Below are 26,546 nucleotides of genomic sequence, written 5' to 3'. Positions count from 1 at the left end.
CGCGGGCAACTCCGCCTTACGAAGGGGGAAGCAATTATGAGCAATGATAATAATAGCAATGCTGATGAGATTACACGAGTTTGTTTGCTTGCGGGGAAGATCATTTTGCAAAATGGCGGAGAAACCTATCGGGTCGAGGATACCATGATACGTATTGCGGCAGCCTACGGGTTGGATAACTCGCACAGCTATGTGACGCCAACCGGCATTATTTTTGCAATTGATGGATCTTTACAGGTGACTAGACTTATTCGAATATCTGAACGTGACACAAACCTCCTCAAGGTGTCTTTGGTCAATGATATTTCGAGACGAATAAGCAGCGGTGCGCTTGCCGCGGCTGATGCCCATCGTCTGCTTCTTGATATAGATACAGCAGCTTACATCTATCCCATTTGGTTGAAAGTATTTGCAGCTGCAATTGCGAGCGGTTGCTTTCTAATTATGTTCCAAGGAAGCTGGGTGGATTTTTTGCCGGTCTTCCTTACAGGCGGTCTCGGTTTTTTATTTCTCATTACGCTGCAGCGTGTCGTGCATATTAAGTTTTTTGCCGAGCTCCTGACCGCTATGCTCATTGGTACGATATCCTTGCTTTTCGTACAATTCGAGCTAGGCTATCACCTCGACAAAATTATTATAGCTTCCGTTATGCCGCTAGTTCCAGGATTGCTTATTACTGCCGCTGTAAGGGATTTGATGGCAGGGCATCTGGTATCTGGACTATCCAAAGGAGCCGAGGCATTTCTAACTGCGTTCGCCATTGGCTCTGGCATTGCAGCCGTGCTTTCCTTTTATTAACCATTACGGAGGGGATAGAAGTTGGGAATGATAGAACAGCTGCTAACTAGCTTTATAGCTTCAGCCGCTTTCGGAATCATCTTCAATGTGCCGAAGCGAACACTTGCTCATTGCGGCGCTGTCGGCATGATCGGCTGGCTGATTTATGTCATCTGTACACAGCTATCACTGCATATAATTGCCGCAACGCTCATTGCTGCTTTTTTTGTAACTATAATAAGCCAGCTTTTCTCAAAGCATTACAAAACACCGATTATCGTATTCAACGTATCCGGGATCATTCCGTTAGTACCTGGTGGAATCGCTTATGATGCCATGAAAAACGTTGTACTCAATCAATATAATCTAGCTGTTCAGCTAGCAGTGGAAGCCTTCATGATCTCTGGAGCGATAGCGATCGGACTTGTATTCTCCGAGGTTATCAATCAAATTATTCGGAAAATGCTTACTCGTCCAAGCTGATGACTCGTTTTTCGATCATATATCTTGCGCGGAGCTTGTCAATCATCTCTTGAATCTGTTCTTGTGAAGGCATAGAAAATGCGGCTTCGGCATTAGCTATTCCTTCCAGCGTCTGTTCACTCGTAAAGATGCGCTTCAAAGCCTCGATGAACACTTTTCCAGAGTCTGGACCTAAATTGGTCAATTCCTCAAGGCTAGCCGTACTGCTCTCTGTGACGACGGGATGGTCAGAAGTACTGCTGCCCTCTAAGGCAAAGTCATAGAAAGAACGAACAAGCTGTGCCCTCTTCTGCCCTGATCCCTCTGCAATAACAAATGCTTGCACGATGAAAGCATGTGTCTGCCGCCTCTGCGCAATTCCACAAAATTTTAGACCCTTAATACTTAAATCAAAATCACCAGGACAAAAAGCGCCCTGTATTTCACCTTTATCAACCTGACAGCCAGTTTGCTCTAATGCCAGTTTAATTAAGCCGTACATTCTCTCAAAGTCTTGATGAAAATGAAAGCTCTGAACCGTATCCTTTGGCAAAATCAGCGAAATATTAATGACACCAAGATCTAGCGGAACAGCCGCCCCGCCTGAATTCCGTATGGCAACTGATTTGCCTTGTGCTTCCAACCACTGCTGAGCAGCCTCGGCTTCCGGTAAACGGCTATCACGCAAGCCCATCACAAATGCGTCCCGATGCCGCCAAATATGGCAAATCGCCGGCCCGCCTTGTCCTGTACTTCGGCACAGCAGCTCATCTAAAGCAAACGGATATAAGATGTCATTCTCCGTTAAATCATCCGTCCGATCAAGCAACAACACATTTTTTAATTGTAAATCAGTCGTTTTATCCCATTCCATATGCCATTCATCCTGCCCTCTCTTGCAAGCCAATACCCGTGCTTGAATTCTATGCTATTTATTTTAGCGATAAATGAACAATCATGCATCTCTTTTCCTGAAAAAAGACACCATACATTTAAACTTTCCATTTATCTTTCAAAGCTCCCTTATTGCCTTTGAAGAGCCCTTTCACTACAATGAAGAGTAGGTTATTAAGTGCCAAGGGGGAAGCATAATTGGAAGCCGTTAATGAAAAGGTCGCATACGAGAACCCATTATTGTCGCTGCGAATTTTTCAGTCGACGCGCGGTCAAAGTGGATTTACGAATTGGCATTATCACAAACAGCTCGAGCTGCTGCTTATTTTGGAAGGAAAATTAGATATCTTTGTGGAAGATGGCAGCTTTCACCTTACTCCAGGCGATGTCCTCTTATTAGGGGCTTCAGAATTGCACCGAGACCGCAGTCACAATGAACTCAATTATATTGTGCTGCAATTCGATTTGGAACAATTTTTCGACCAAAGCACCATTCCATACATGCGATATTTCTCAGAATCGCAAATGCCGCTTAGTAAAGTGAATTATATTTTCGAACAAAATGATTCACTCAAACAGCAAGCCGCTTCCTACATTAGTCAAATACTTGAAGAAGCAACGCGCAAAGAAACTGGATATGAGCTCGCGGTCAGCGTCATCATTAAACAAATTTTGCTTCTTTTACTGCGTAATGACACTCGGAAGGTGCTCATTGAACAGGATAATTTTGACCGACTTCGCCTCAAGCCAGTGCTTGACTATATAGAAAATCATCTAACAGAACGGATTCAAGTCGAAGAGGTGTGCAAAATCGCCAATATGAGTTATTTCTATTTCGTTAAATATTTCAAAAAGACGATCGGCTTGTCCTTCACGGAATATGTGAATTATCGAAAAGTGAAGTGGGCGGAGCGTATATTGCTTACGAAGGATCTTAGTATTTCGGAGGTTGGAGAACGAATAGGTATGCCTAACATGGCGCATTTTTACAAAATGTTCAAAAAGTATAACGATTGCTCGCCAAAGCAGTTCCAGCGTAAAATGCTCATATGGAATCGTCAATAGCTGACAGCAACAAACGACTTTCTTATATTTTGAAAAAGACTCGCTCTCCCTATAATTTGGGGGTAACGAGTCTTTTTGGCATGACGAGCTTATAGCCTACGCCTCTAATCGATTCAATCTGTACGGACTGCTGTCCAAGCTCAAGCTTCTTACGCAGCGAGCTAACATGAACATCAACTGTTCTTTGCCCGCCAATATAATCAAAGCCCCATACTACGTTCATTAGGTCATCACGAGTAATAACCATACCCGGGCGTTGTACCAAATAGAGCAGCACTTCAAATTCTTTCGGTCTAAGCGGTATCGTCTCTTCGTTTAGTATCACTTCATATTTCTCAGGATAAATTAACAATTCGCCTGCAGTGATTACCTTCTCAGTCGACTGAACCTCCTGCTTGCTTTCATCAAGCTGAGTCCTCCGCATTACTGCTGATACCCGGGCGAGCAGCTCCGCTACACCAAACGGCTTCGTAATATAATCATCTGCTCCATGCTTCAGTCCTTGAACTACTTCTTCCTCCGCATTACGCGCTGTTAAAATAATGACAGGCGTCCGTACACCATTCTGTCGAAGTCTATTCAAAATCTCAAAACCATTCATACCGGGCAGCATGATATCCAATATGACCAGATCAAAGCTTCTTTGCAATGCTGTTTGCAAGCCTTGCCCGCCATGGTCTATAACCGTTGTTTCATAACCCTCTTGGGTTAAATTATACGACAAAAGTCGCGCTAATGTCGGTTCATCTTCAATTACGAGCACTTTATGCGACATATTAACCTCCAGCTCAGCAAATGCCGCCAATAAGCGGCATTCACTTTTTTTGTACTTACTACTTAGAGTTTATCATGCTTTCATGAAGAATAGGTAAACCTTTTTAAAATATAGGGTATAAGTTGCCCTCTTTATACTCTGATTATATTTCATCGCGAAACGAGCTGACGCCGCCATGGGACTGCTTCAGCCGTTTACGCTTATTGTAGAACAGGTAATTCGATAATAAAGGTCGATCCGCTGCCTACGGAGCTTGTAACAGAAATAGTCCCTTTGTGAAGCTCGACCAAATGCTTGACGATAGACAATCCTAGTCCTGTACCGCCTGAACTCCGCGAACGGGCTTTGTCCACACGATAAAAACGTTCAAATATTCGCGGCAAATCCTTCTTTGGAATCCCTATCCCGGAATCGCTAATTTCAATTTGAATATGATCCTCGCCCTTGCCTTCTACCTTAATAGAAACCCTTCCGCCTTCCGGCGTATAATTAATGCCATTTGAGAGCAAATTCATAATAATTTGACGCAGACGATCCTCATCAGCTTCCACGTACAAGCCTTGCTCGATTTTCATATGAAGGCCAATTTTTTTGCGCTCCGCTTCAACCTCTAATAACTTAACAGTTTTAGAAACGAAGGAATCCATCTCTACCGGTGAGAATATAAGCGGAACACGGCGTGATTCGACCTTGGAAAGCTCCAAAATATCTCCGATCAATCGGTTTAAACGATCACTTTCATCGTATATGATTTGCAAAAACGAACGGGTCGTTTCTTCATCCTTCACCGCTCCGCCAAGCAATGTCTCGGCAAATCCCTTAACCGCTGTTATTGGCGTCTTGAGTTCATGGGAAACGTTAGCAACGAATTCGCTGCGCATCCGCTCCAAGCGACGAATCGCGGAAACATCCTGCAGCACGAGCAATACGCCGGTAAACTCATCACTATCGGTAAGTACAGGTACTAAATTAAGCTCAAGCAGCCTCTCTTCCGGAAAATAAAACGTAATCTCCTCATGCAAATGCTCCTTGCTCGTAAGTCCCTCTTGTATCATTTGCAAAAGCTCATACTGCTGCTTCGCTTCAGCAAAATGCCGTCCGACGAGCTCAAGCGCTGAGAAACCAAGCACTTCCTCCGCACGCTTGTTCATAAGCAGGATCTGACCATCTCGATCTATCATCACGATACCGTTAATCATATTATCGAGTACGCTTTCGAGCTGACTCTCATTTTGTTCGATACGCGTCATTTGTACATGCAAGCTATCTGCCATTGCATTAATGGCGTTGCCAAGCTCTCCGATCTCATCATTCTTCAGAACTTTTACGCGTGCGCTATAATCCATATTTTTTATCCGTTTCGCAACCTTCGTTATTTGTTCTAGCGGGCGAGTGAGACCAAGGGCAACCCGGTAGCTAATGATGGCAGCAATTAGAAACAGCACAAGCAAGCCTATAACTAATACTATCGTTAGGTTGCGTATACTTTGCTCTACCTCATTCAGATTCATGGCCAACCTCATGATATAAGGGGCTTGACCAGGGTTAATTTCCACCGGTACTGCTACATAGATCATATTTTGATTGGCTGTATCGCTTTCCCTAATTACCTGGCCAGTACCGGTCTCCAGCGCTTCCTTTATTTCCTTGCGGGCTAGATGGTTGTCCATTTTCTTCGGATCCCAGTCGGAGTCGCCCAGCACGACGCCGTCATCGCGTATAAACGTTACACGCGCGCCAGTGTAGCCTTTAAGCTCCTTTGCTTCCAACGTGTAATAATTAAAAAGTGAAGACAGCTCACCCGTTTCCCACTCCATCTTTGCTATTATAATTCGCATTTCTCTGACCATATTTTCTTCAAGCGCTTTAATATGGTTATCCTTGTATGATTTCGCCATAAATATTCCCGCGGCGCTAACGGACAACGCAATCATTCCAATCATTATGAGTGTCAGCCTCGTGCGAAAGCTGTTCATCCCGTTCACCCTCCTATTCGATTCGCTGTATAAAGGTTAATTTGACTTTCCTTTACATGCAAAGTTTATCCTACACTCGTCGGCATCGTTGCGCCAGCTTTGTTTTTGTTAAGTTTTTGTAAAACGTAATGATGGAGCGTTGCCAGCGGCTGCTGAATAAGGATAGAAAGAACAACTGGTACAGCGGACAGCGGACTAAAATAACCGAGTGCAAGCACGATGCCTAGCGAGATATTGCGCATGCCAGTCGCATACGATACCGTAACCTGCTGCTCAAAGCTGTGAAATTTAGCTGTACACACAAAGCCAATCGCGTAGCATAATGCAACGAGAACAACTACAAGAGGAACAATTACAAGCATATCATCCTTGAGCTGTTCTATATGCGGCGCTATAGCCGAAGCATTTAGCGCAACCACCGCAACGAAGCAGAGCTTTGATAACGGTGCCGTGAACGGCTGCACAACACTTTGGATACGTCCTTTACTGAGTTGATTTAATCCCACACCAATGACTGTAGGTAGCACAATAATAATTAGCAAATCAACGATCAAAGGTCCGGCTTCCACTTCTACAGCTGAGTTAAAAAATAGATGAAGGCCTGTCGGTACTACGAAAGGACTAAGTATTGAATCCAAGACAACCATCGCAAGGACGAGTGGAACATTTCCTCCTGACATTCCTACCCAAAGAACAGTAGACACTCCGAGCGGAATGATCGTGAAGAGGACAAAGCCTATAACATAGGGTGAGTCTGCTCCGAAAATGGCTGTTCCAAGTCCATAAGCTGCCAGCGGGCATATGACATGAGCAATAATAAAAGTAAGAAGCATAATACCCGGGCGCTTCATAACCTCTTTCAATTGTCCCAGCCCGCAGCCAAGCGCCATTGTGAGTGTCACGTACGCGAACAAATACGGTACAGCAGCTATAAGCGGTTGAATACGATTAGCAAAAAGAAAACCCAGAATAAGTGACCCCGGGATAATGATGAACATCCATCTCTCGAAATATCGATTAAAGGAAAGACCGAACTCACGCATACTATATCCCTCTTTTACATCATCTAGTCGTTTTTGTACATAAGCTATATAATAGCATAGACAGTATAACTGTAACATGCTAACCAAGTGTAAACGGCTGTCGCCGTCCTTGGCGGCAAAGCTCGTTTCACGGTGAATTATAAACCTATTATAAGTGTGAAACTTATGAATTGTTATAATTTATCAAACAGCCGCTTCATAAAGGAGTGTAGTTTTCCAATGGAAAGTCATTTCTTCGCTTATATGTACAGGTTGAAATATATTGAACGATGGAGCCTCATGCGTAATACAACGAAGGAAAATGTAGCGGAGCATACATTTCACGTTGCTATATTAGCGCATATGCTCTGTGAAATTGGTAATCATGTCTACAACCAAACGTACAATGCGGACAGAGCAGTAACAATCGCCCTGTTCCATGATGTGACCGAGGTATTCACAGGAGACATACCGACACCCGTCAAGCATCATAACCCGAAAATGCTGGCCAGCTTCCGTGAAATTGAAGCAATGGCTGCGGATAGACTGCTCAGTATGGTTCCGTCTTCACTTAAGCCAGCCTACGAGCCTCTACTCGGCAAGCTGCCCCAAGCGCAAGCGGCTGATGAGCATGACAAACAGCTGCATCACATCGTGAAGGCAGCTGATTTATTGGACGCTTATTTAAAATGCTTATCTGAGTTGTCCGCAGGTAACCGTGAATTCCTTGTCGCCAAAGGACAAACAGAGCTTGCGCTCGCCAAGCTTGAAATGCCCGAGGTCGAATGGTTCCTAACACATCTTGCTCCAAGCATAGGCAAAACATTGGATGAGCTTTCCGAGTAACTTGCCTTAATCGATCAATTCTCCCGTATCTAACCCAACATCAGAAGCTTCCTGCCGGTTGCTTCTATAATCGGTTGGGTTTTCACCCGTATATTTCATGAATACCTTTGTAAAATAGCGCCGCTCCGCATATCCGACTTCCTTAGCTATTTGAGCCACACTCTTCGATGTGTCTAGGAGCATAGACTTCGCTCGCTCCATTCTTTGTCTGGTTACGTATTCAATGAACGTTTCTCCGAATGTTTGCTTGAACAGCAAGCTGAAATATGACGTGCTTAGTCCAACATAAGTCGCGGATTCCTCCACACTGAGATCCCGGTAAAGGTTCCGATCCAAGAAAGCTTTAATATCCAGCATGGAACGCTCTGACTGCTTCTTCTTGTCCATCGACTTCTCTGCCACTGCGCTTGTCGCCTGATGAATAACTGACAACAAATCCTTAATGCCGAAGTGCCGATCTAATTTACGCCATAGCACTTCCTCTTGCTCCCGTGAGAACACGCCCATCTCTTTTATTTCACGCATAAGATGCAGTACAAAGAAGTGCAGCATCGGCTTTACACGACCAATTGAAGGCCCGTCTATTTGCTGCAACAGATTGGTTATACTTTGCAGCTCGTTATCCACCGCCAATGAGTCGCCGCGCTTCACTGCTCCTACTAATTTCTCCGCTGTATCCCAGAAGAGCTGGTCCTTTTGTAATGATTTTAGCTGCTCAGATGGATACAGCGTAATAATATCATGCACTGGCGTCAGCTGCATGCCTTGCTGCACCAGCTTATATGCCCGTGATAAATCAATTGCTGCTGCAAACTCTCGGTAAATTCCAGCAAACAACGAAAGCTTCACATGATTTTTAACGGCATTCAGCAGCATATCCGCCCATCCCCGAATGACAGACAAATTGAAATCGGCTGTTTTATCGCATTCAATTAATACGCACCATTCACCATCTCTAATTTGAATCACCGCGTGATGCAGCCCGTTTTGCCCAAGCTTCTCGCGCAGCACATTGCATACAGCAAAATTCCATAACTTCCGCTCTTTGTCCGACCATTCGCGCCAGTCCTTTGTTTTCTCCGAGCTTACATCTAGATCCAACACAATTACTACAAACTGCTGCTGACTCAGCTGTTGTTCGTCACCAGTAAACATCCAATTGACTGCCGATACATCCGTGTAATCCTTAATAATGTCATACAAAATTTTCTCACTTGCTAGGTCAATCATCCTGCCTAGCTTCTTCTTTTCTTCTTGTAGCTGCTTTTGCTTATTTCGCTGAGTAGACATTACCCTAGCAATAACACCTGTTAGTTCATCATATGGAATAGGTTTAAGAATGTAATCATTGACGCCGAATTGGATTGCAGTTCGTGTATAGGCGAAATCCTGATACCCTGACAGCATAATAATGTCGCAAGGCGTTCCGTTCTCACGTATATGACGCACAAGCTCCAGTCCATCCATAACCGGCATCCGAATGTCGCATAGTAATAGATCAAACGTATGCTGCTCCATAAGCTCTAGCGCCTCTTGACCGTTTTTAGCAGTGCCTGCCACAGTAAGACCTAGCATTTCCCAGGGAATAACCTTCTCTAGGTTTCTCGTGATATGTGCCTCATCATCAACTAACAGTACTTTGCCCGTCATACTTGTTCACCTCTGCTCTTAGGAATGACACAGCGAATTACCGTACCGTACCCTTCTTGGCTGCAAATCCATAATCCAAACGCTGATCCGTAATGAATGCGAAGCCGGTCCGCTACATTTTTGAGGCCGAGTCCTCTTCGTTCTCCAAGTTCTACCGCGTTCGGCTGCCTGCTTGACGGGTTGAAGCCTTCCGCAAGCTTACGTAATACCTCCATGCTCATTCCAAGGCCGTTATCGCGGATCATCAAAACAATTTGGTGCATCTCCACCTCAACATCAATCGAAATAACACCCTGTCCGTCAGCATAACCGTCAAATCCATGCTGAATGCTATTTTCTACGAGTGGCTGAAGCGTAAGTTTTAATATCGTATAATCAAGCGCTTCATCAGGAACATTCAATTCATAGGAGAAAAGCTCTTCAAAGCGGTATTTTTGAATTTCTAAATAGCTGCGCGCATGTTCGATTTCTTGTCTTAATCGAATTTCTTCCGAATCGTTCATCGCTGTCCGGAGGAGGATGCTTAATCTCCTAACCATCAGCATAATTTTCGCTCCATCATTTTGAGAAGCAAGAGCATTAATCGATTCGAGCGTATTGAACAAAAAATGCGGCTTAATTTGCGCTTGCATCAGCATCAGCTCCGCATGCTGCTTGCGAGCTTGCTCTCTTCTAACCTCACTGAGCAAATTGCCTATACGCTCAACCATACTATTGAAACTATTAGCAAGTAATACGGTTTCATCCTTGCCCTGCGCAGTAATTCGAATATCAAGCAGCCCTTGTTCGACCAGCCTCATTTTCCGAACGACTTTAATGATCGATTTTGCAACACGATTGACAAAGAAAACGTTGAACAGCACTGCTGAAAACAGGCCAAGCACGGTTATCATGCCAATCCACTGCACGAAACGTACATTTTCATCCGTTAGTGAGTTCCACGGCTTAATAGACACTAAGATCCAGTCATTCCGATCCAACTGATAGGACGATACTAAGCTGTCTATACCAGCAAATCTCTCGCGAGAGCTCTCGTAATTACTCGTCTGCTGCGGAAACGAATGCGTTTGTTCATTAATGCTTTGACCATCCAGTTCACCTTGGCTGTCCAACATAATAAGACCTGATTTATTAACGATCATATATCTGGTTTCAGTAGCATCTGCTTGCGGGTTCTGAAAGGCTTTCAGCATACTCGAAATCTCTTCCGACTTGTACTGTGTAATCATGACACCAAGGTCATTGAATGTTTCCATATCCTTCACAACACGCATTTGTGTAAATAATGGCGGATCAACGCCCGTTAGCTCCCTCTGCTCGTAAGGACCTATCCAAAGTGGACGCCCCCCAAGCCGCAGCACTTCCTGATAAAGCGGTGTCTTCTCCAGCAGATCAAATGCAATCGGTTTAAAAGTCGTCGGATCATTCCGATAGGAACGGAACATCGTCCCATTCTGGGCATACAGCACAACAAAGCTTACTGCTGGATGCTGGAATAAAATCCTTTTCATTTCTTTCTCAGCTTGGTTGACAGCAATAAGCATACTGGCGTCACTCGAGACAATATTGCTATATTTGAGCGTATCCTGCACCTCGGAGCTTGTCAGGTTTCCATCAGACAGCTGATCCAGCTCACGAAAGAAATACCGAATATTCCCTCCCACAGCCTTCAGCGTTATTTCTGTTTGCTCGCTGTATTTTTTCTCAAGCAAAGCCTCTGAATTAATAAAGGAGAATATGCCAAGACCAATCATTGGGATAATAATTAGAAGTATAAAGGCCAGCATCAATTTCGGTTTCAAGTTCATTTATACAATCTCCTACCAATTAATGAATGGTATTTGCCCGGTTGGCTCTATCTTGCGTAGCTTGTATTTTTGCTGCTACATGCTCTGGTCCGCTCACTTTACCAATGAGCTCTTGAATGCCCACGTTAATGTCAGAACCGACAGCTGGCTGGACGATTGCATCATACGCTTTCCAAGAACTAGAGGCGTTAATCATGACGTTTAAAATTTCTGTTGTCAGCGGGTCTATGCCGGATAGATCGCTTAACTTCATGGACGGGAGTAATTTATCTTCCACTAACGTGCGTTTTTGAACTTCTTCCGTATAGAAGTTGGCAATGAACTTCTTCACCGCTGCTATTTGATCTTCACTCAGGTCAGCAGAGAAACCAAATCCATTCGAGTATGATGCGTTAATTGATGTTTGATCACCCGCACCACCTTCAATAGCCGGGAAGGCGAAGTAACCGATATGCCCTTTAAGCGCGCCAGCGTCATCGCCAGAAAATCGATTCGCGTCCCAAGTTCCTGTGAATACCATCGCTGCTTTACCGGAAAGAAATAGTGTTCCTTGGTCTGCGTAAGCAAGGCTGAGTGCATCTTTTGTAAAAAAATCTTTATTTACAAGCTCAGCATACGTAGCAAAGCCCTTAATAAAATTGGCATCCGTCCATTTCGCTTCACCTGTAGTCACTTTAGTGAACTCCACAATACCGACGTTTCGCTCCATTACTGTATTCCACAGCATTCCATTAACCCAGCCGTCTTTCGCGGCCAAATCAAATGGCGTATAACCAGCCTCTTTAATTTTCTTGCATACCTGAAGCAATTGCGCCCATGTTGTTGGGATTTCCAAGTTAAGCTCCGCAAACATTTTCTTATTATAGAAAATCGCCTCGCTATAGCCTCCGAATGGAAGACCGTATACTTTGCCATCGATTGTGAACTCATCCAGACTTGCGAATTTATCAGTCAGCCCAAGCTCATCAATGATTGAAGTAAGATCAAGCATGCGGTTTGCTTTCACGTATAGCTTAAGATCCGCTCCGCCAAATACTTCAAAAATATTAGGTGGATTGCCGGCAGCCATTTCAGCCTTCAGCTTTTGATCGCGATTAACAATCTCATCAATGCCTTCAAGCTTAAACGTTAAACCTTCGTTTTCTTGTTGTGTCTTCGCAACAACATCCTCAATAATTCTCAAACGTGACTGGCTTGTTTCTTTTATTTGTGTATGACGCAGTGACAGGGTAACATCTTTCGTTTCCGCCACAGGGTCAGAAGATCCATCTGTCATGTTTTTATTTGGTTGCGTATGGTTGGCTCCGCATGCAGATGCTATAAGCACTGTAGATATTAACAGCGCAGATAGGGCAACAAATCCTTTATGTCTTTTTTTCATTGCCTGAACCTCCTAGTTTATAGGGCTGCAGATTTGCCGCGCATCTTTATTATAATCTTATCCATTCACCAGATAGAAGACCAAATACCGACGAGTTAGGGATACAATTCTATTTTAATGGAAAAGCGACACAAGAAATAAGCCCGCCGAGTTATTACCCCGACAGGCTCAGTATAATCACTAATCGTATTAGTAACGCATATTGCTTGTTATCTCTTTGATCACATTATAAAACTGCTGCCATTCTTGATTAGCATGCTCTAGTTGCGGCTTACTTAGCTCAGTTGATTCTGCTTGTGCATTTTTGTCTCCAGTGTCGCTTGTATCGCTTTGTAGTTGAAGCTTTTCCTGTTTTATACGCAAGCTATCTAATGACATTTATATCCCTCATCCCTTAAGCCAGCTTTTCCTTAATGCAAAAAGCTCCTTCAAGTCATCTGTTGACATTTCCGTAATAAACTGCTCGGATTGACCGACGACCTGATCGTTCAATGATTGCTTCCGCTCAATCATTTCGTCAATCTTCTCCTCCAAGGTTCCAGTTGTTATAAATTTATGCACCTGAACCGACTTCGTTTGTCCGATACGGAATGCACGATCGGTTGCCTGATTTTCTACCGCCGGATTCCACCAACGGTCGAAATGGAACACATGGTTAGCAGCGGTCAAGTTGAGCCCCGTGCCCCCGGCCTTTAGCGATAATACAAAGGCACAACAGGCCTCTTCAGGATTTTGAAACTTGTCGATCATCTCATCCCGCTTTGCCTTTGGAACGCCGCCGTGCAAGTAAGGTACAGGCATACCTAACTTCTCTTCAAGCAGCTGCTTAAGCTGATGACCCATATCAATGTATTGGGTGAAAATCAAGCATCGCTCGCCTTCGGCAGCAATTTCCTCGCACATCTCCAGCAGTCTCGCGACTTTATTAGAACGCTCTGCCTCCCATAATGCAGGAGAACGGTCATCACTGGCTAACAATGACGGGTGATCACATAGCTGCTTAAGCTTCGTTAAAGTAGCCAGAATAAGCCCTCGTCGCTGCATGGGTCCTAGCTTATCTAGATTTTCCAGCAAATCGGCAACAATATTTTCATACATGGCCCCTTGCTCTGCCGTTAAAGTCATATAGGTCTTAGATTCTTGCTTCTCCGGCAAAGAAAGCTGTATCGACGGATCCTTCTTAATTCTTCGCAGCATGAATGGCTTAACCCAACGTTGAAGACCTAAGATGAGGCTCTCGTCACGCGTCTTCTCAATCGGTGTAACGACCGCCTTGCGGAATTCGTTCAAATTGCCCAAATAGCCCGGATTAATAAAATCATAGATCGACCACAGCTCAGTCAAACGGTTCTCCATCGGTGTTCCTGTTAGTGCAACCCGATGATAAGCTGGAAATCTGCGAATCGCGGTAGATTGCTTCGTGTACACATTTTTAATATTTTGAGCCTCATCCAAACAAAGCGCATCCCATTCCATCATGCTAATATCCTCTTCATCAAGCTGCGCCAGTGAATAAGACGTAATGACTAAATCCGCCTCCATTGCAGCATCTCGGAAGGCTTCACCCTTATCCCGCTTATTTCCATAATGCAGCATAATACGAAGCGAAGGCGCGAATTTATCAAGCTCCTTCTCCCAGTTTCCAATAACTGATGTCGGACATATAAGAAGCGAAGGACCATTAGGTTGCAGCTTCTGCTCCTTCACATAGGCCAAGTAAGCCATAAATTGAATCGTCTTACCTAGGCCCATATCATCCGCGAGAACGCCTCCCAAACCAAAGCGTCTTAAGAACAACAGCCAGGAGACACCCTGATGCTGATACGGTCGAAGATCTCCAAGGAAGGTGTTCGGTATATCAACAAGCGGAATTTGTGAGGTTTGCTGCAGCTGTTCAAGAAAGGAGGCCAGATGCTCATTTAGCTCTACCTCAGCCTGAAGATCCATCTCCAGGTCACCAGCTTCGTCAAACGGCGCGCCGCCACGGAGATGCATTTCCAGCACATCACGGAATGACAGCCCTTTTCGTTTACCCATCCGCTTCAACCATTGCTTAATTTGGGTAACATCCTGAGGATCGAGATGAACCCATTCACCGCCTACATTAAACAAACGCCGATTCTGCTCTGCGAGATTAAGAAATTCCGCTTCAGACAGATCAACATCACCCAGAGCAAGCTTCCAATCGAATTGAACAATTTGATCTAGACCGAACATCGGCTGTGCCGCTGAACCCACTGATGATTTCATCTTTGCCTTCAAACGAAGCTTACGTGAACGAACGGCTTCCCACCAGCTCGGCAATAAAACCGGACATCCCGCTTCAAGAAGCCGTACACTTGCCTCCTCAAGAAACTTCCAAGCTTCATTTTCCGTTAGCCGCTCACGTATTTGCCCATCACTTGAAATTTCCTCCCATTCGGGGAGAGCGCTAATCCACTTCGCCTGCTCCTTAACGAGCTTGGCATCGATATAGGGCTGCCATTCAGTCGGAATTGGCTGCTCACCTTCACTCTCAAATTCAGGTCCATCCTGCCAATCACTTTTCCGAATAGGCAGCCAAGGTCCACCCTCACGATCCTGCAGTGCTGGACGTAACCGCCATCCATCAGCTTCAGTTGGCTCCGCTAATTGAAGGGCCACGCGGAATGGAAGTGTATCCTTATTCAGCCCTATTGCTATGAGCCAATCTTCCTCATCCACAGATTTCCTTCTTAATACCGCATCACCGGACGCTTCACCTATCTTTTTCCAAGCCTCCGCAGCCTGCTCATTATCTTGAATCATTTGATTGATCACATGGCTCAGCCAATGCTGGGTACCTTTATCTCCGTTTGCGAGTGCCGTTTGGATCGATTCCTCCCATTGTTCGGCCAGCTGTTGCTCATGCTTAGGAATGGACATTTTCCAGCTCTTACTGTCTTCACTCCACTGCTCCCAATTCGGAGCAAACCAACCATACAGCAGAGCTCTTCGTATGTGCTCGGCTATGTTCATCAATGTTTTCAAGCGATCCGTCCACTCTAGCTGCAGCAGTCGAACATGCTTAGGAGAAGACAAGTAATCCATTGCAAGCAAAGGATTTACTTTGAGGAGAGTACGTTCCCCTATGCTGATTTCTTCAATTTCCGCACCATAATAGGATGCTGAATGCCAAGCAAATAAAAGGGGTTTTAGTCTAGCCTCTGCAGCATCTTTCCGATCGGCCGCGCTCAAGAGAACGGAAGCTCCGTCAGTATCTTCGTTCCAAAATCCATCTATCACTAATTTGCGCGCGCCAATATATGCTCTCATGTTACGATTTTCCCTTTCCACAGTTCCTCCTGAAACGCTCTGAGACGCTGATGTTTGCGAACAAGACCTTCAATATATATATCCCATCTGTATGAATCATTTTCCGCCTTATAGAGTCGCTCCAGCTTCTTCAATTGCTTAACGGCCATACGGTAGCCTTGGCGATTACGAGTCAGCATCCATGTCTCAACCGATTGATGGTAAAGCGGCATTAAGGATCGCGGTGCTAATTTGGCCACCTCGCGAAGCGCTTGAACGCTAATATCCTCAGGATGCGAACCAATTAACAGTTGAAGATCAGCCCATTTATCGTAATATTTTTGATTCAACCAATGTTCAGACAGCTCGGTATAGGAATGCGGCAGCAATTGCGTCATATAATCCGTCCACGTTGAAATATCTGGCCGATCCTGATCAGCTCTTCGACATAACGCTACAAATGGGCCGACAGAGCGGCCATTCCGAACTGCGAACACTCGCTCATATAAAAAGCTCATCCAAAGCTTCACCTGATCCCATTTTGCTTCTTCCAATCGGAGAGCCGCACATGGATACATCACCTTTTGAGAACGCTCGAAATTTGCTTTCGCGAAATGCGCAATGGACAGCTCATCCTTGTTATCTAGAAAATACATCATACCAATGGCAATATGCGAAAAGGAAGCGTTGAAGGTAACATCCTCCTCATTCTGTACCGTTAGGAGCATAGCCTGTAATTCCTGATCATACCAGCTCCTGTTCTCGGACAGCTTCTCGCTTACAGCTAAATAAATATGATCCCACTCAAATAATTGTCGTTCTGTATTTGATGCCCTAGCCTTGATATAGGCAACCAGCGCATTTGCCCATTCTATTTCCTTCGTGTCCATATCAACAGGAACTAGGTCTGATACGAGTGTATATAAATGTTCCACCCATGGCTCCGCCATGCGTATGAAAGACATTTCATGATAATATCTGCTGAAGGAGTCCACAGTCAGAATAGCGCGTTCAGCTTGATCTAATACAAATGCGACTGCTGTTGACCAATGCAAGCGCTGAAGCGGTTTTTCCCAGTGTTTCGACGAGCCCTTCAACGACTGCAACACGGGCTGAAGCGCATGAAGAGAATGTCTGCACTTTCTCCAAGCATCGCCATGTGTTGCTTCCATCCATTCTAGCCATTGCTCGGTGCTTCCGTTATGACCCGGGTCAGTCGGCCCTTGCTGGTTCATGGTTGACAATGGCTCTTCGCTTTGTTTCTTCAGTAAGACGCTTGCCGGTGTAAGGCCGAGTAAACGGAAATAGGTCTGCTCCGCATTGTCATGCCCGCCTTCCAGCATACTGCAATATTGGAAATAAACAGCTGCCATATGCTTGCAAAACCCTTCATATGAACAAGTACATGAACTGTACTCAAAATGTCCCGCATCAATTACGACCGCATATAGATCTGATCCTTGCACGACACCATAAAGATTGTCATGATTTCCTGCCTTAGCGTTTTTAACATGACCATCTAAATAATATTGCCAGCCTCTTTTCACAATCGTACTCGCGACTTCATCGCTTATTCGCTGTTCTAAAGCTTCATGCAGCTTTTCGTTGAGATGCATTGCAGACATTCACCCGCTTCCTTTCCGTTCACTTGCATTCTTTCCATTATAACAAAAAAAACGCCGCACCGACGAATGGAATTCGATCAGTTGGCGCTTTTCCTTATTATAGAGGAATTTTTACAATAAACGTAAGCTGTCCTAAAGGCTCCGCTTTAACACAAATTTTCCCTTTATACTGCTCGGTAATCAGCTTCACTATTGGTAACCCGAGCCCTTGGTGATCATGCTGCTTCGTTGAAAAACCCGTTTCAAAGAGCGGCTTCTTAATGACCTCGTCAGCCTTCTCGCAAGTATTGCTAATAACAAACTCCAAATGCTGAGTTGTCTGCGTACCGATCAGCTTTACCTGACGATGTTGTTCTGGATACTTTAGAACTTCATCAAATGCGTTATCGATCAAATTGCCAAGCATTCGATTTACGTCTAACGTCTTAACACCCATTTCCTGCATGTTTAACCCATTGAAGGAGCAGCTGAATTGAATTTTAAAATCCTCGGCTTGAGAAATCTTCGATCGCACAAGCGCAGCGATCGCTGGATTTCCGATATTAATAATATCGTTCATCATTCGAATTTCGCCGGTCAATTCCTTCGTATACGCGATAAGTTCATCCGATTTCCTAAACTCGGCAAGCGAGTGAATGGTCTGCACATGATTTAAGAAATCATGCCGCTGAGCGCGAATCGATTGGAATAGCTGATTAATTTCATCTACATATGTTTCTTGGGTTACGCGCACTGCTTTATCACGGGATAGTCTGTAATATTTCATTGCAAAAAATGCAATCAATACGCTCAAGGCTGTAAAAATTATAATAATAGAAAAGATATTCAAAAACTGAGAATGGAGTTGTTCTCTTATTAACTTATGATCAGAAACTATCGATAGCACATAGTCGTTCAACGGATCACCGTACATATCCGTAATATTAATGCCTTTATCCTTCACATTAACAGGAATAAACATTTTGGATATGTATTTATCACCGACTTTGCGCTCAATGGTTATCGTCTTCTTTGTTCTATGCGCTTCTCGTACAGCGTCTACATCCTCGTCCAGCTTTATCGTGTTTGTTCCATAAAAAATCGCCCGCTGCACAAAATGCTCTTGTACGCCATTCGCTTTTTTTGTTTTCTTTCCGTTAGGAAACGTTTCTGGATTAATAACGGCTACTTCTAGCAGCGTGTCACTATTTTTCACCAAATTCTGGATCATATGATTCACGCCTGTAGCCGTTTCATATTCATCCTGAACGGCATAGCTGATGTAAGGATCAATGATATAGTTAGTAGAACCGTCGTAGTAATAGCCCCATTTATATATTTCATTCAAGTCAGTCGTTGCAACCTCGAATGGACCGCTCCAGAAATTGGGCATCTTTTGACCAAGCCAATTTAAAGATACGTTCTGCTCGTTAAATAGTTCAAGAAAAGCAAAATACCATGGCTTCCAAGTGCTCGTGCTCTCACCAACCTCTTTCTCATCGGATGATTTATAAAGAACAATGTCGTCGTTATCCAATCTCTTTAATAAAGTGATATCCTTAACACCTAGCTTGCCGCTCAGCTCCTCAAGCTGCTTGGTCGTCACCTTTTCCACATCTGGATCAAGCGCGTACTGCGCTGCGATGGAAACCGCCCGCAGCTCGCGTGCGGTTTGCTGCTCAAATAAATTGGCTCCCTTTCGTGATTGTTCCACAGAAACTTCAATTTGTTTGGCAAGCAAGGACACTTCATGATTAAGGGCATCCTCCAGCGTTTCTTTCGTTAGAAAATAGTAAGCCGTATTGTTTATTAAAATCAATATAACGATCACGCTAATTGTCATAAGCCATATATTGCGCTGCATCTCTTGTATCTTGCCCCTCTACGTAACATAACTATCATTTTTTAATACATATGTACTTCTATTAAAACAAGAGACTTAAGAATGATAATCCCCAAATTAATACATCCCATCCTCCAATATTTTTCATTTAAATAGTGAAATACGGTTCTATCATATCATAAAACCTTCAATTATTGAGTGAATTTAATTTATATGATCAATCACAATAATAGAATAATAATGCCGTTCAGAGTGGACATGTCGGAACGTTCTCGACCAATGAAGGCATGGAGCTATCCGAAGAACTTGGTCTAGCCCACTAATTTCGAATTAGAACGGTCATCTTATCTTGGCTCATTTTTTTTATATCGTATCAAACCGGTATTGCTATTCGTTCGTTATCTCTTATGAAACTAAATTCACAGGAGGTAATTGTATATGCAGGCAAAAAAATTTTTAATCGCTTTCTTAGTTTTTATTTTTAGCACGGGAGCTCTACTATCCTTAGACGCTTCGGCTGCGGGTGAACCTTCAGCAATCAAGACGGATGCAGAAGCAGCCGCAGAGTTAGGTTTATTGCTCGGTGACGGTAATGGCGTCGACAGCTCCTATCTAGGTAAGCACTCGACTCGGCTGCAAGCTGCCATTATTTCTTTGCGTCTTCAAGGACTTTTAGATGAAGCTATGGAGTATGCTGGCGATATCAACTTCTCAGATGCAAATGAAGTCAGCAAAGCCAATCAAAAGATTCTAGCTTATTTGAAAAATCATCCAGAACACGGCTGGTTAGGCACAGGCAATGGAATGTTTAACCCATCCAAGCAAATTAGCTCACAACAGTTTTACAAGGTGCTTCTAGAGGTTTTAGGTTATCAATCAGGTAAAGAGTTTTCGTACGCGGATACGGAGAAATTTGCAGCGAACAAAGGACTACAGCAAGTTTCGGGAACTTCCTCACTAACAAATGCACATATCGCAACCGCACTCGTTGAGGCGTTATCCGTACATACATCAAGCGGTCCTTCTCTGTTTGAAGTGTTGCAATCCGAAAAAGTTATTCCTTCAACAGCTCAACTTCCTGATAATCAAATCTTATTAAACAAATCCAACGACAAGCTCAGAACATTTTTCACCGACAAAAACGGGCGTACGCTCTATTTCTTTACAAAGGACGCAGAAGATCCAAATTCCTGCCAAGAGAAATGCTTAAGTAATTGGCCCGTTTTCTATTCCGAGCAACTGATAATACCCGGCAGTTTAAATGCGGATGATTTCTCGGTTATGACACGTTCAGACGGCTCCAAACAAACGACTTATAAAGGCTGGCCTTTGTACTATTTTGTAAAAGACATGACAGCCGGCGATGTAGCAGGCGAAGCAGTCGGCGGAGTATGGTTTGTGGCAAAGCCCGACTATTCGATAATGATCGGAACTTCAACAAAGCTAGGAAATTACTTTACTGACGCTTATGGCCGCACGCTTTACTATTTTGATAAGGATACGCCGCAAAACAGCGCTTGTGAAGGAGCTTGTCTAGCCAACTGGCCCGCATATTCGTTCACAGAGAGTCACACCACCCCATCAACAGTCCCAAGCAGCGATCTAGGCTCAATCACTCGTTCGGATGGAAGCAAACAAGCAACCTATAAAGGTTATCCCTTGTATTATTTCATCAAAGATATCAAACATGGCGACATTAATGGCCAAAATGTCAATAAAGTATGGTTCGTGATTGATCCCGCCGTGTTCAATGGAACGACTGCCCCTCAAGTAAAGACGTACAAGGTTGACATTAAACAGTTTTCCTTCGGTTCAGAGGCCTTAACTGTTGAAGCTGGCTCACGAGTGGTGTTCACCAATTACGACGATATGAAACATAATGCAGTTGCGGTAGATGGTTCTTTTGCTTCTCCTCTCCTTGGCAAAGGGGAGTCATATACGATAACACTAGATAAGGTCGGGACGTACGACTATTACTGTGAACCGCATAAGAATTTTATGACTGGCAAAATCATCGTGAAATGAGTGTGATGTGAGTATGCAAAGCAAACTCCGATTTTTATCACTGCTCCTAAGCAGCTTTCTATGTCTAATTGTCATTGCTGCATGTGGGTCAGAGGCAACGCCCGTTTCGGAACAGCATGCCAGTAACGCGGTCGTTTCTCCTGAGATAGATATAGAACCCACAATTGAAGCATCAACGGAGCCGGTAAGCACACCTACACCTACACCTACACCTATGCCAACTAAAGAAACAGAAGCTCCCACTGCTAAACCATCTGAAAGCAATCATTCTGATGGGCATGCTTCTAATATCGATGATAAAGATAAAGTCGATGATAAAGAGAAGGTGGATAATCCAGTCACTCCTAAGAAGACGGATCCAACTCCAACAAAATCAACCGCTATAAGTCCTAAGCCATCGGCTGCAACAGCTTCTAATGCACCAGAAGAAGTGCATGTCGTGGAAATTACGAACTTTGCATTCTCTCCCGAGAAGCTTACGATTAAAGCTGGAGATCGTGTGAAATTCATCAATAAGGATGAGATCAGCCACACTGCTACAGCTGATGATGATTCTTTCGACACCGGGTTGCTAGATCAAGATAAATCGCAAGAGGTTACATTCTCGAAGACTGGTGAGTTTTCATATTTCTGTGTGCCACATCCAGGGATGAAAGGAACGATCGTTGTAGAAGCCAATTAATAAATTGAGAGATAGGAGAGCCGTTTACGGCTCTCCTATCTCCTGTTATGATAAATCTTATTACAGCCTGATCTGGAGGCCAAACGATATGCGGAATCTGTCCGATTACGAACTTATGGTGCTGATCAAAAGAAAGCAGCATAACGCACTCGAGATTTTATATGACCGATATGCTTCTTTTACATACTCATATGCCATGAAAGCGGTAAAGCACGAACCTGCAGCGAGAGATATCGTCCAACTGGTTTTCATCCGGTTATGGACAACCGAATCGGAATTCGAATCCGACAAAGGCCGATTTTCGAGCTGGCTTCTGACAATTACTCGAAATATAACGATTGACTGGATACGCAAAGAACGGCGGGAGACGATGGATAACGTCCCTTTCGAGCCTGAGCAAATAGATGGCATCCCAGACCAACTCACCTTATCTCCAGAAGATAATGTTGTACGAAGTGCACAAAAGGAAGAAATTCAAAGTGCCTATCGTTATTTGTCTAATCCACAAATTATGCTCTTAGAACATTTTTATTGGCAAGGTTACAGTTTAAGCGAGCTGTCAGCTATCTATAATCAGCCTCTAGGAACAGTAAAAAACCGACTGCATCAAGCATTGAAAATACTACGTAGGCATCTACTGGTGGAAGGAGATGGGCTAGGATGAACAAGGACAAGCAAACAGCGGCATGTGACCTATGTCTGGATTATGTATCAAGCACATGTACAGATGAACAAAGACTTTTATTCGAAAGTCATCTTTCCGAATGTATCCACTGCCAGAAAGAAATCGATGAACTACGAATTGTATGGGAGGCGTTTCCAGAAACTATGGAACAAATCGATCCACCAAAAGATTTGAAGAAACAAGTAATGGATGCTATAGTCGCTTTGGATGCTACTAATCCGGTTAATGCGGTTAGTGCTGCTGCCACGCCACCAATCAAACGCTTCTTCACTCGAAGATGGAAATCGCTCGCTTCAATAGCAGTTATGCTTGCTTTCTTCGCAGGTTCTGTCTGGAATTATCAGCTGTACCGCGAACGATCGGCTGCTCCATATTCATTAGAACAAGCATTACAGGTTCCCGCAGCCCAAATTGAGCGACTAGTATCATTAAAACCTCAAAACCTCACAGAATCTAAACAATCATACGGCGTCGCTTGCATTATCGACAATGGCCAAAGCAAGCAGTTTGTCGTATACGTGTTCGGAGCAAAGGCTACAACGGATACACAAGCATATCAAGTATGGCTTCTCCAAGACGGTGAGCGAAAAAGTGCCGGCACATTCCGCGTTGACGAGCACGGAATCGGCTTAATGGCACTTCCTCTTACTACGGATAACCTCACTTTTGAGTCGATTGGCATCACTCTTGAGCCCGACGATCGCGGAGACAAACCACGTGGCGAGAAGATGTTTGGATCTGTTTAGCTAATAGATTACAAATATGCTGCCATCGTCACTACCCTTCAATGTTTGTCACCCTACATTCCACACTATGTGAACAAAAATAAGACAGCATCCTTTTCACGATGCTGTCCGATTATTTGACTATGTTAGATTTGTAATTCCCCCAGCTTGATTAGTTCAACAACCGCTTGCGACCGTCCTTTAACGTTCAATTTTTGCATGACGTTAGAGATGGGTTTTAAATACGTCAGATGAACGTGCAGGGATTGCTTTCACATGCTTGTAATTGTTCTTGCTAAAGAACCTTTTCGCTTTGACTGAATAAGCAACGTTTAGATATCGAGGAAAACCTCCCTAAATTCTATGGGGCGGTTATTTGTCATGCGTTTTTACCAGAATAGCACCCTAGTTATAATACCCTATGGCTCACCTCCTACTGTTGAACGAAAAGCCCAAAAACGGCCGCATCAGTCTACCTCCCGGCAACCTGTCACAAGCTCAAAGCCAAGTGTGTTATAGTAGTGCTAAGATAGCAGCTCCGATGTACTCGAGCAATGGGATCGCTTCGTACTTACATCGAAAGAATCAAACACATATTGAGATTTCAGGATTGAGGGCATATGGTGTTCATCGGCAATTTTATCCTAAAAAAATCGTATCGGGGGAAATTGACAATATGCAGCCGGTTTACGGTCAAATGATCACAGCTAGTGATGTCATGCTTGATGACTCAATGGGCAACAACCCAACATTTCAATGGCAAGTACAGGAATCACGTATAAGCGACCAATATATTAATGTGAAATCGGGTGGGACATCGGACAGCTACACCGTAACATTAAATGATATTGGCAAAAAATTGCGTGTTGTAGTTTCACAATTAAATGGTGACAGTAAAACTTCATTGCCCACGAGCACAGTATTAAATACCAACCCCCTTATTGCATCGATTAATTTCGATAATCATTTAATGAACGATGCAGATCAAGTGCATTTGTTGGTAGCAAATGGAGAATATCGTTATGTAGACGGTGTATTACCCGGGACCAAAGCTCTGCATTTAGAAAGCGGAAACAGCAATTATGTCGGTACGACGCATAGCTTGAATTTTGGTCATGACAGTTTTACCGTATCCTTCTGGTATAAGGGCGACACGAACAACACTCAGGTCATCTGTTCAAACAAGGATTTTAGTAACGGCTCTAACGCAGGCTGGGCGATTTACACATCAGCCCATTCAGTCGAAATGAACTTCGGATTCCCGAATGCGGCAGTAAAGAACATCTCCTTTGGACGCAACACGTTTGATGCATCCGATTGGCGTTACGTGACCTACGTTGTAGATAGAAATAAAATGCTCGCGTCGTTGTATATTGATGGTTACGAAATGGCTCAAACTACGCTAAGCCTCGGAACTTTAGATACATCGAACCCCTTACATATAGGTTGCGATGGGCTTTGCAACCTCGGCGGTAATTCATTCGATATCGCTGATCTGATGATTTGGCAAGGCGCATTTAGCAGTGATGTAGTTCAAGCGAATTATAACAGTTACGCTATAAATAAAGTAGAGATGCAAGCGCTTAACGACACTATATCAGAAGCAAATACAATAATTGCAAGCGGTCTTGGCAACGGCTTCAGCGAAACTGATTTTGATTACTTGAAGAAGGTTTTGAATACGGCAGCTTCGGTTGCAGCAACGCAACAAGTAAAATTGTATACACAGGAAACCATCAATTATTACGTACGTGAACTAAACAATGCCTTATTCATCTATCAAAAAAGTAATAAAAAATTAACTCCCGCCGATTTAAATATGATTGTGGACAGCGACCCGGAAATGAGTCCCAATGCAATCAAGCGCGTGGAAGAAAGTTTCAGAAAAGAACTGAGCGTATTCCCGCAGGCCGACGTCATGTTTATTCCTGGCGACGTTACCGGCGGTAACAATGCCAACGAATATGTGTGGATGAAAGAGATGACAAACGTATACGACAAACTTAAAAATGAGGGGTTATTTGACAACACGGCGTTTTATATAATAAGAGGGAACCATGATATGGAAGGCGCTGAAGAGATCATACCTGTCGGTTCGGCAGGCGCGTGGAACGAATCTACGAATTCGTACGACAACAATTTTTTTAACGATTCTTATCGGGTACAGGTAAAAGGATTTAATCTTGTAGGTTTTGATGGTAATTATAACAATTATAATACGGTGGGGAAAACCAACACTTTCCTCAACCAGATTACAGAAGAAGAGGATTACGATCCTACAAAGCCGATATTTGTATCTTCTCACTTCCCAATAAGCGGAACCGTGTGGTCATCGGAATGGAGCAGCAAGGCAAGTGATGAGGTAGGAAAATATATTGCTGACAACAATTTGTCCCAGGTTATGTATCTATCAGGTCATACGCATTTCGACCCGACCGACGAACGTTCTCTCTATCAAGGTGCGGCCACGTATCTCGAATGCGGCGCGTCGACATATTCCAGTTATATTGATAACGGTCCGTACGGTGGATATATAGAAGGCAAGTATATCAAATACAATATCGCACCCCGCATCGCGAATTTCTTTGAGGTTTACGGCACCAAGGTTATTATTAAACAGTATAATTTAAGCACAGATCAATTTGTAGGCATACCTTATGTAGTAAACGTCGGCGAAGGCAAAGATGCTTTTACATACAACAGGCGCGATACAAGAGAACTCATTGCTCCGCAGTTTGATGAAGGTATTACGGTCAATTCTATCGATTGCACCGAAGTTACTTTTACAATAAAACAAGCAAATGACAATGTGCGCGTATTGGAATATAATATCCAGCTAATCAACAAGCTCACCGGGGAAGTGGACAAATCGTTCAACAGCCTTTCGCTGCCGCTAGACGATCCATACCTTGAATACAAGGAATATAAAATGACTGATTTATTGCCGGGTACTCCATATATAGTCAGGGTATTCGCCGCGGATTCCATGTATAACCGTTCGTCGCAGGACATTGACATTATTACTGACGGTGTAAATTAAACAGCTTCGCTGC

General features: G+C 43.8%; 20 protein-coding genes and 1 pseudogene. 9 read left to right on the top strand and 12 right to left on the bottom strand.

Annotated elements, in window-relative coordinates:
* Window positions 1–36 precede the first annotated feature (36 nt).
* Both AC0YN7_RS06770 and AC0YN7_RS06765 read left to right on the top strand, forming a co-directional pair.
* Window positions 37–798, top strand: coding sequence for a threonine/serine exporter family protein (locus AC0YN7_RS06770; protein ID WP_475809203.1), 762 nt, complete (start codon window positions 37–39; stop codon window positions 796–798).
* Between the two features lie 27 nt (window positions 799–825).
* On the top strand, window positions 826–1,260 hold the full coding sequence (locus AC0YN7_RS06765; RefSeq protein ID WP_475809494.1) for a threonine/serine exporter family protein: 435 nt from the start codon (window positions 826–828) through the stop codon (window positions 1,258–1,260).
* Here AC0YN7_RS06765 and AC0YN7_RS06760 read toward each other — a convergent pair.
* On the bottom strand, window positions 1,244–2,113 hold the full coding sequence (locus AC0YN7_RS06760; RefSeq protein ID WP_475809202.1) for a lipoate--protein ligase family protein: 870 nt from the start codon (window positions 2,111–2,113) through the stop codon (window positions 1,244–1,246). The genes AC0YN7_RS06765 and AC0YN7_RS06760 overlap by 17 nt on opposite strands.
* Before the next feature lie 218 nt (window positions 2,114–2,331).
* Here AC0YN7_RS06760 and AC0YN7_RS06755 point away from each other — a divergent pair, with 218 nt between their 5' ends.
* Window positions 2,332–3,198: an AraC family transcriptional regulator gene (locus AC0YN7_RS06755; protein ID WP_475809201.1), complete on the top strand. Its 867-nt coding sequence runs from the start codon at window positions 2,332–2,334 to the stop codon at window positions 3,196–3,198.
* Window positions 3,199–3,247: 49 nt separating this feature from the next.
* On the opposite strand, the gene AC0YN7_RS06750 is transcribed toward AC0YN7_RS06755, so the two are convergent.
* The 3 genes from AC0YN7_RS06750 to AC0YN7_RS06740 all read right to left on the bottom strand — a co-directional run bounded on the left by AC0YN7_RS06750 (window position 3,248) and on the right by AC0YN7_RS06740 (window position 6,992).
* Window positions 3,248–3,973, bottom strand: coding sequence for a response regulator transcription factor (locus AC0YN7_RS06750; protein ID WP_475809200.1), 726 nt, complete (start codon window positions 3,971–3,973; stop codon window positions 3,248–3,250).
* 200 nt (window positions 3,974–4,173) lie between these two features.
* The gene (gene pnpS, locus AC0YN7_RS06745) at window positions 4,174–5,949 is read right to left on the bottom strand and encodes a two-component system histidine kinase PnpS (RefSeq protein ID WP_475809199.1); all 1,776 of its coding nucleotides are present in this window, start codon (window positions 5,947–5,949) and stop codon (window positions 4,174–4,176) included.
* A gap of 65 nt (window positions 5,950–6,014) precedes the next feature.
* Window positions 6,015–6,992: a bile acid:sodium symporter family protein gene (locus AC0YN7_RS06740; RefSeq protein ID WP_475809198.1), complete on the bottom strand. Its 978-nt coding sequence runs from the start codon at window positions 6,990–6,992 to the stop codon at window positions 6,015–6,017.
* A gap of 219 nt (window positions 6,993–7,211) precedes the next feature.
* Here AC0YN7_RS06740 and yfbR point away from each other — a divergent pair, with 219 nt between their 5' ends.
* On the top strand, window positions 7,212–7,817 hold the full coding sequence (gene yfbR / locus AC0YN7_RS06735) for a 5'-deoxynucleotidase (RefSeq protein WP_475809197.1): 606 nt from the start codon (window positions 7,212–7,214) through the stop codon (window positions 7,815–7,817).
* Between the two features lie 6 nt (window positions 7,818–7,823).
* Here yfbR and AC0YN7_RS06730 read toward each other — a convergent pair whose 3' ends face one another.
* From AC0YN7_RS06730 to AC0YN7_RS06700, 7 genes are all read right to left on the bottom strand, one after another.
* Entirely contained in the window at window positions 7,824–9,467 is a 1,644-nt protein-coding gene (locus AC0YN7_RS06730) for a response regulator transcription factor (RefSeq protein WP_475809196.1), read from the bottom strand.
* The gene (locus tag AC0YN7_RS06725) at window positions 9,464–11,275 is read right to left on the bottom strand and encodes a cache domain-containing sensor histidine kinase (protein ID WP_475809195.1); all 1,812 of its coding nucleotides are present in this window, start codon (window positions 11,273–11,275) and stop codon (window positions 9,464–9,466) included. Before AC0YN7_RS06725 ends, AC0YN7_RS06730 begins: the two co-directional genes overlap by 4 nt.
* A 19-nt stretch (window positions 11,276–11,294) precedes the next feature.
* A complete protein-coding gene (locus tag AC0YN7_RS06720; RefSeq protein ID WP_475809194.1) occupies window positions 11,295–12,656 on the bottom strand; it encodes an extracellular solute-binding protein in 1,362 nt (453 codons plus the stop codon).
* Window positions 12,657–12,845: 189 nt separating this feature from the next.
* Entirely contained in the window at window positions 12,846–13,034 is a 189-nt protein-coding gene (locus tag AC0YN7_RS06715; protein WP_475809193.1) for a hypothetical protein, read from the bottom strand.
* 9 nt (window positions 13,035–13,043) lie between these two features.
* On the bottom strand, window positions 13,044–15,950 hold the full coding sequence (locus AC0YN7_RS06710) for a DEAD/DEAH box helicase (protein WP_475809192.1): 2,907 nt from the start codon (window positions 15,948–15,950) through the stop codon (window positions 13,044–13,046).
* Window positions 15,947–17,554, bottom strand: a complete 1,608-nt coding sequence (locus AC0YN7_RS06705) for an SWIM zinc finger family protein (protein WP_475809191.1) — start codon at window positions 17,552–17,554, stop codon at window positions 15,947–15,949. The genes AC0YN7_RS06710 and AC0YN7_RS06705 overlap by 4 nt, the downstream gene beginning before the upstream one ends.
* A gap of 97 nt (window positions 17,555–17,651) precedes the next feature.
* Window positions 17,652–19,397 carry a sensor histidine kinase gene (locus AC0YN7_RS06700; protein ID WP_475809190.1) on the bottom strand — a complete coding sequence of 582 codons (1,746 nt, stop codon included), beginning with the start codon at window positions 19,395–19,397 and terminating at the stop codon, window positions 17,652–17,654.
* 417 nt (window positions 19,398–19,814) lie between these two features.
* On the opposite strand from AC0YN7_RS06700, the gene AC0YN7_RS06695 reads away from it, so the two are divergent.
* The 4 genes from AC0YN7_RS06695 to AC0YN7_RS06680 all read left to right on the top strand — a co-directional run bounded on the left by AC0YN7_RS06695 (window position 19,815) and on the right by AC0YN7_RS06680 (window position 23,514).
* Entirely contained in the window at window positions 19,815–21,401 is a 1,587-nt protein-coding gene (locus AC0YN7_RS06695; RefSeq protein WP_475809189.1) for a plastocyanin/azurin family copper-binding protein, read from the top strand.
* A gap of 13 nt (window positions 21,402–21,414) precedes the next feature.
* The gene (locus AC0YN7_RS06690) at window positions 21,415–22,083 is read left to right on the top strand and encodes a cupredoxin domain-containing protein (protein ID WP_475809188.1); all 669 of its coding nucleotides are present in this window, start codon (window positions 21,415–21,417) and stop codon (window positions 22,081–22,083) included.
* A gap of 88 nt (window positions 22,084–22,171) precedes the next feature.
* Window positions 22,172–22,747 carry an RNA polymerase sigma factor gene (locus tag AC0YN7_RS06685; protein ID WP_475809187.1) on the top strand — a complete coding sequence of 192 codons (576 nt, stop codon included), beginning with the start codon at window positions 22,172–22,174 and terminating at the stop codon, window positions 22,745–22,747.
* Window positions 22,744–23,514 (top strand): anti-sigma factor domain-containing protein, encoded by a 771-nt coding sequence (locus AC0YN7_RS06680; RefSeq protein WP_475809186.1) that lies wholly within the window; start codon window positions 22,744–22,746, stop codon window positions 23,512–23,514. Before AC0YN7_RS06685 ends, AC0YN7_RS06680 begins: the two co-directional genes overlap by 4 nt.
* 125 nt (window positions 23,515–23,639) lie before the next feature.
* On the opposite strand, the pseudogene AC0YN7_RS06675 reads toward AC0YN7_RS06680, so the two are convergent.
* Window positions 23,640–23,726, bottom strand: a pseudogene (locus AC0YN7_RS06675) (helix-turn-helix domain-containing protein); the annotation flags it as partial.
* Window positions 23,727–24,169: 443 nt separating this feature from the next.
* On the opposite strand from AC0YN7_RS06675, the gene AC0YN7_RS06670 reads away from it, so the two are divergent.
* Window positions 24,170–26,533 (top strand): LamG-like jellyroll fold domain-containing protein, encoded by a 2,364-nt coding sequence (locus tag AC0YN7_RS06670; protein WP_475809185.1) that lies wholly within the window; start codon window positions 24,170–24,172, stop codon window positions 26,531–26,533.
* Window positions 26,534–26,546: the final 13 nt, after the last annotated feature.

The organism is Paenibacillus sp. J31R122 (assembly GCF_056269185.1).
The sequence above is the reverse complement of the archived record's forward strand: the minus strand, read 5'-3'. Positions and strand labels throughout refer to the sequence as shown.

Excerpts from the sequence above, each read along its gene's own strand:
- pnpS (WP_475809199.1), bottom strand. The coding sequence starts at position 5,949 with ATGAACAGCTTTCGCACGAGGCTGACACTCATAATGATTGGAATGATT.
- AC0YN7_RS06765 (WP_475809494.1), top strand. The coding sequence starts at position 826 with ATGATAGAACAGCTGCTAACTAGCTTTATAGCTTCAGCCGCTTTCGGA.
- AC0YN7_RS06695 (WP_475809189.1), top strand. The coding sequence starts at position 19,815 with ATGCAGGCAAAAAAATTTTTAATCGCTTTCTTAGTTTTTATTTTTAGC.
- AC0YN7_RS06725 (WP_475809195.1), bottom strand. The coding sequence starts at position 11,275 with ATGAACTTGAAACCGAAATTGATGCTGGCCTTTATACTTCTAATTATT.
- AC0YN7_RS06730 (WP_475809196.1), bottom strand. The coding sequence starts at position 9,467 with ATGACGGGCAAAGTACTGTTAGTTGATGATGAGGCACATATCACGAGA.
- AC0YN7_RS06760 (WP_475809202.1), bottom strand. The coding sequence starts at position 2,113 with ATGGAATGGGATAAAACGACTGATTTACAATTAAAAAATGTGTTGTTG.
- AC0YN7_RS06710 (WP_475809192.1), bottom strand. The coding sequence starts at position 15,950 with ATGAGAGCATATATTGGCGCGCGCAAATTAGTGATAGATGGATTTTGG.
- AC0YN7_RS06720 (WP_475809194.1), bottom strand. The coding sequence starts at position 12,656 with ATGAAAAAAAGACATAAAGGATTTGTTGCCCTATCTGCGCTGTTAATA.
- AC0YN7_RS06770 (WP_475809203.1), top strand. The coding sequence starts at position 37 with ATGAGCAATGATAATAATAGCAATGCTGATGAGATTACACGAGTTTGT.
- AC0YN7_RS06715 (WP_475809193.1), bottom strand. The coding sequence starts at position 13,034 with ATGTCATTAGATAGCTTGCGTATAAAACAGGAAAAGCTTCAACTACAA.
- AC0YN7_RS06690 (WP_475809188.1), top strand. The coding sequence starts at position 21,415 with ATGCAAAGCAAACTCCGATTTTTATCACTGCTCCTAAGCAGCTTTCTA.
- AC0YN7_RS06680 (WP_475809186.1), top strand. The coding sequence starts at position 22,744 with ATGAACAAGGACAAGCAAACAGCGGCATGTGACCTATGTCTGGATTAT.
- AC0YN7_RS06750 (WP_475809200.1), bottom strand. The coding sequence starts at position 3,973 with ATGTCGCATAAAGTGCTCGTAATTGAAGATGAACCGACATTAGCGCGA.
- AC0YN7_RS06700 (WP_475809190.1), bottom strand. The coding sequence starts at position 19,397 with ATGCAGCGCAATATATGGCTTATGACAATTAGCGTGATCGTTATATTG.
- yfbR (WP_475809197.1), top strand. The coding sequence starts at position 7,212 with ATGGAAAGTCATTTCTTCGCTTATATGTACAGGTTGAAATATATTGAA.
- AC0YN7_RS06705 (WP_475809191.1), bottom strand. The coding sequence starts at position 17,554 with ATGTCTGCAATGCATCTCAACGAAAAGCTGCATGAAGCTTTAGAACAG.
- AC0YN7_RS06740 (WP_475809198.1), bottom strand. The coding sequence starts at position 6,992 with ATGCGTGAGTTCGGTCTTTCCTTTAATCGATATTTCGAGAGATGGATG.
- AC0YN7_RS06685 (WP_475809187.1), top strand. The coding sequence starts at position 22,172 with ATGCGGAATCTGTCCGATTACGAACTTATGGTGCTGATCAAAAGAAAG.
- AC0YN7_RS06670 (WP_475809185.1), top strand. The coding sequence starts at position 24,170 with ATGCAGCCGGTTTACGGTCAAATGATCACAGCTAGTGATGTCATGCTT.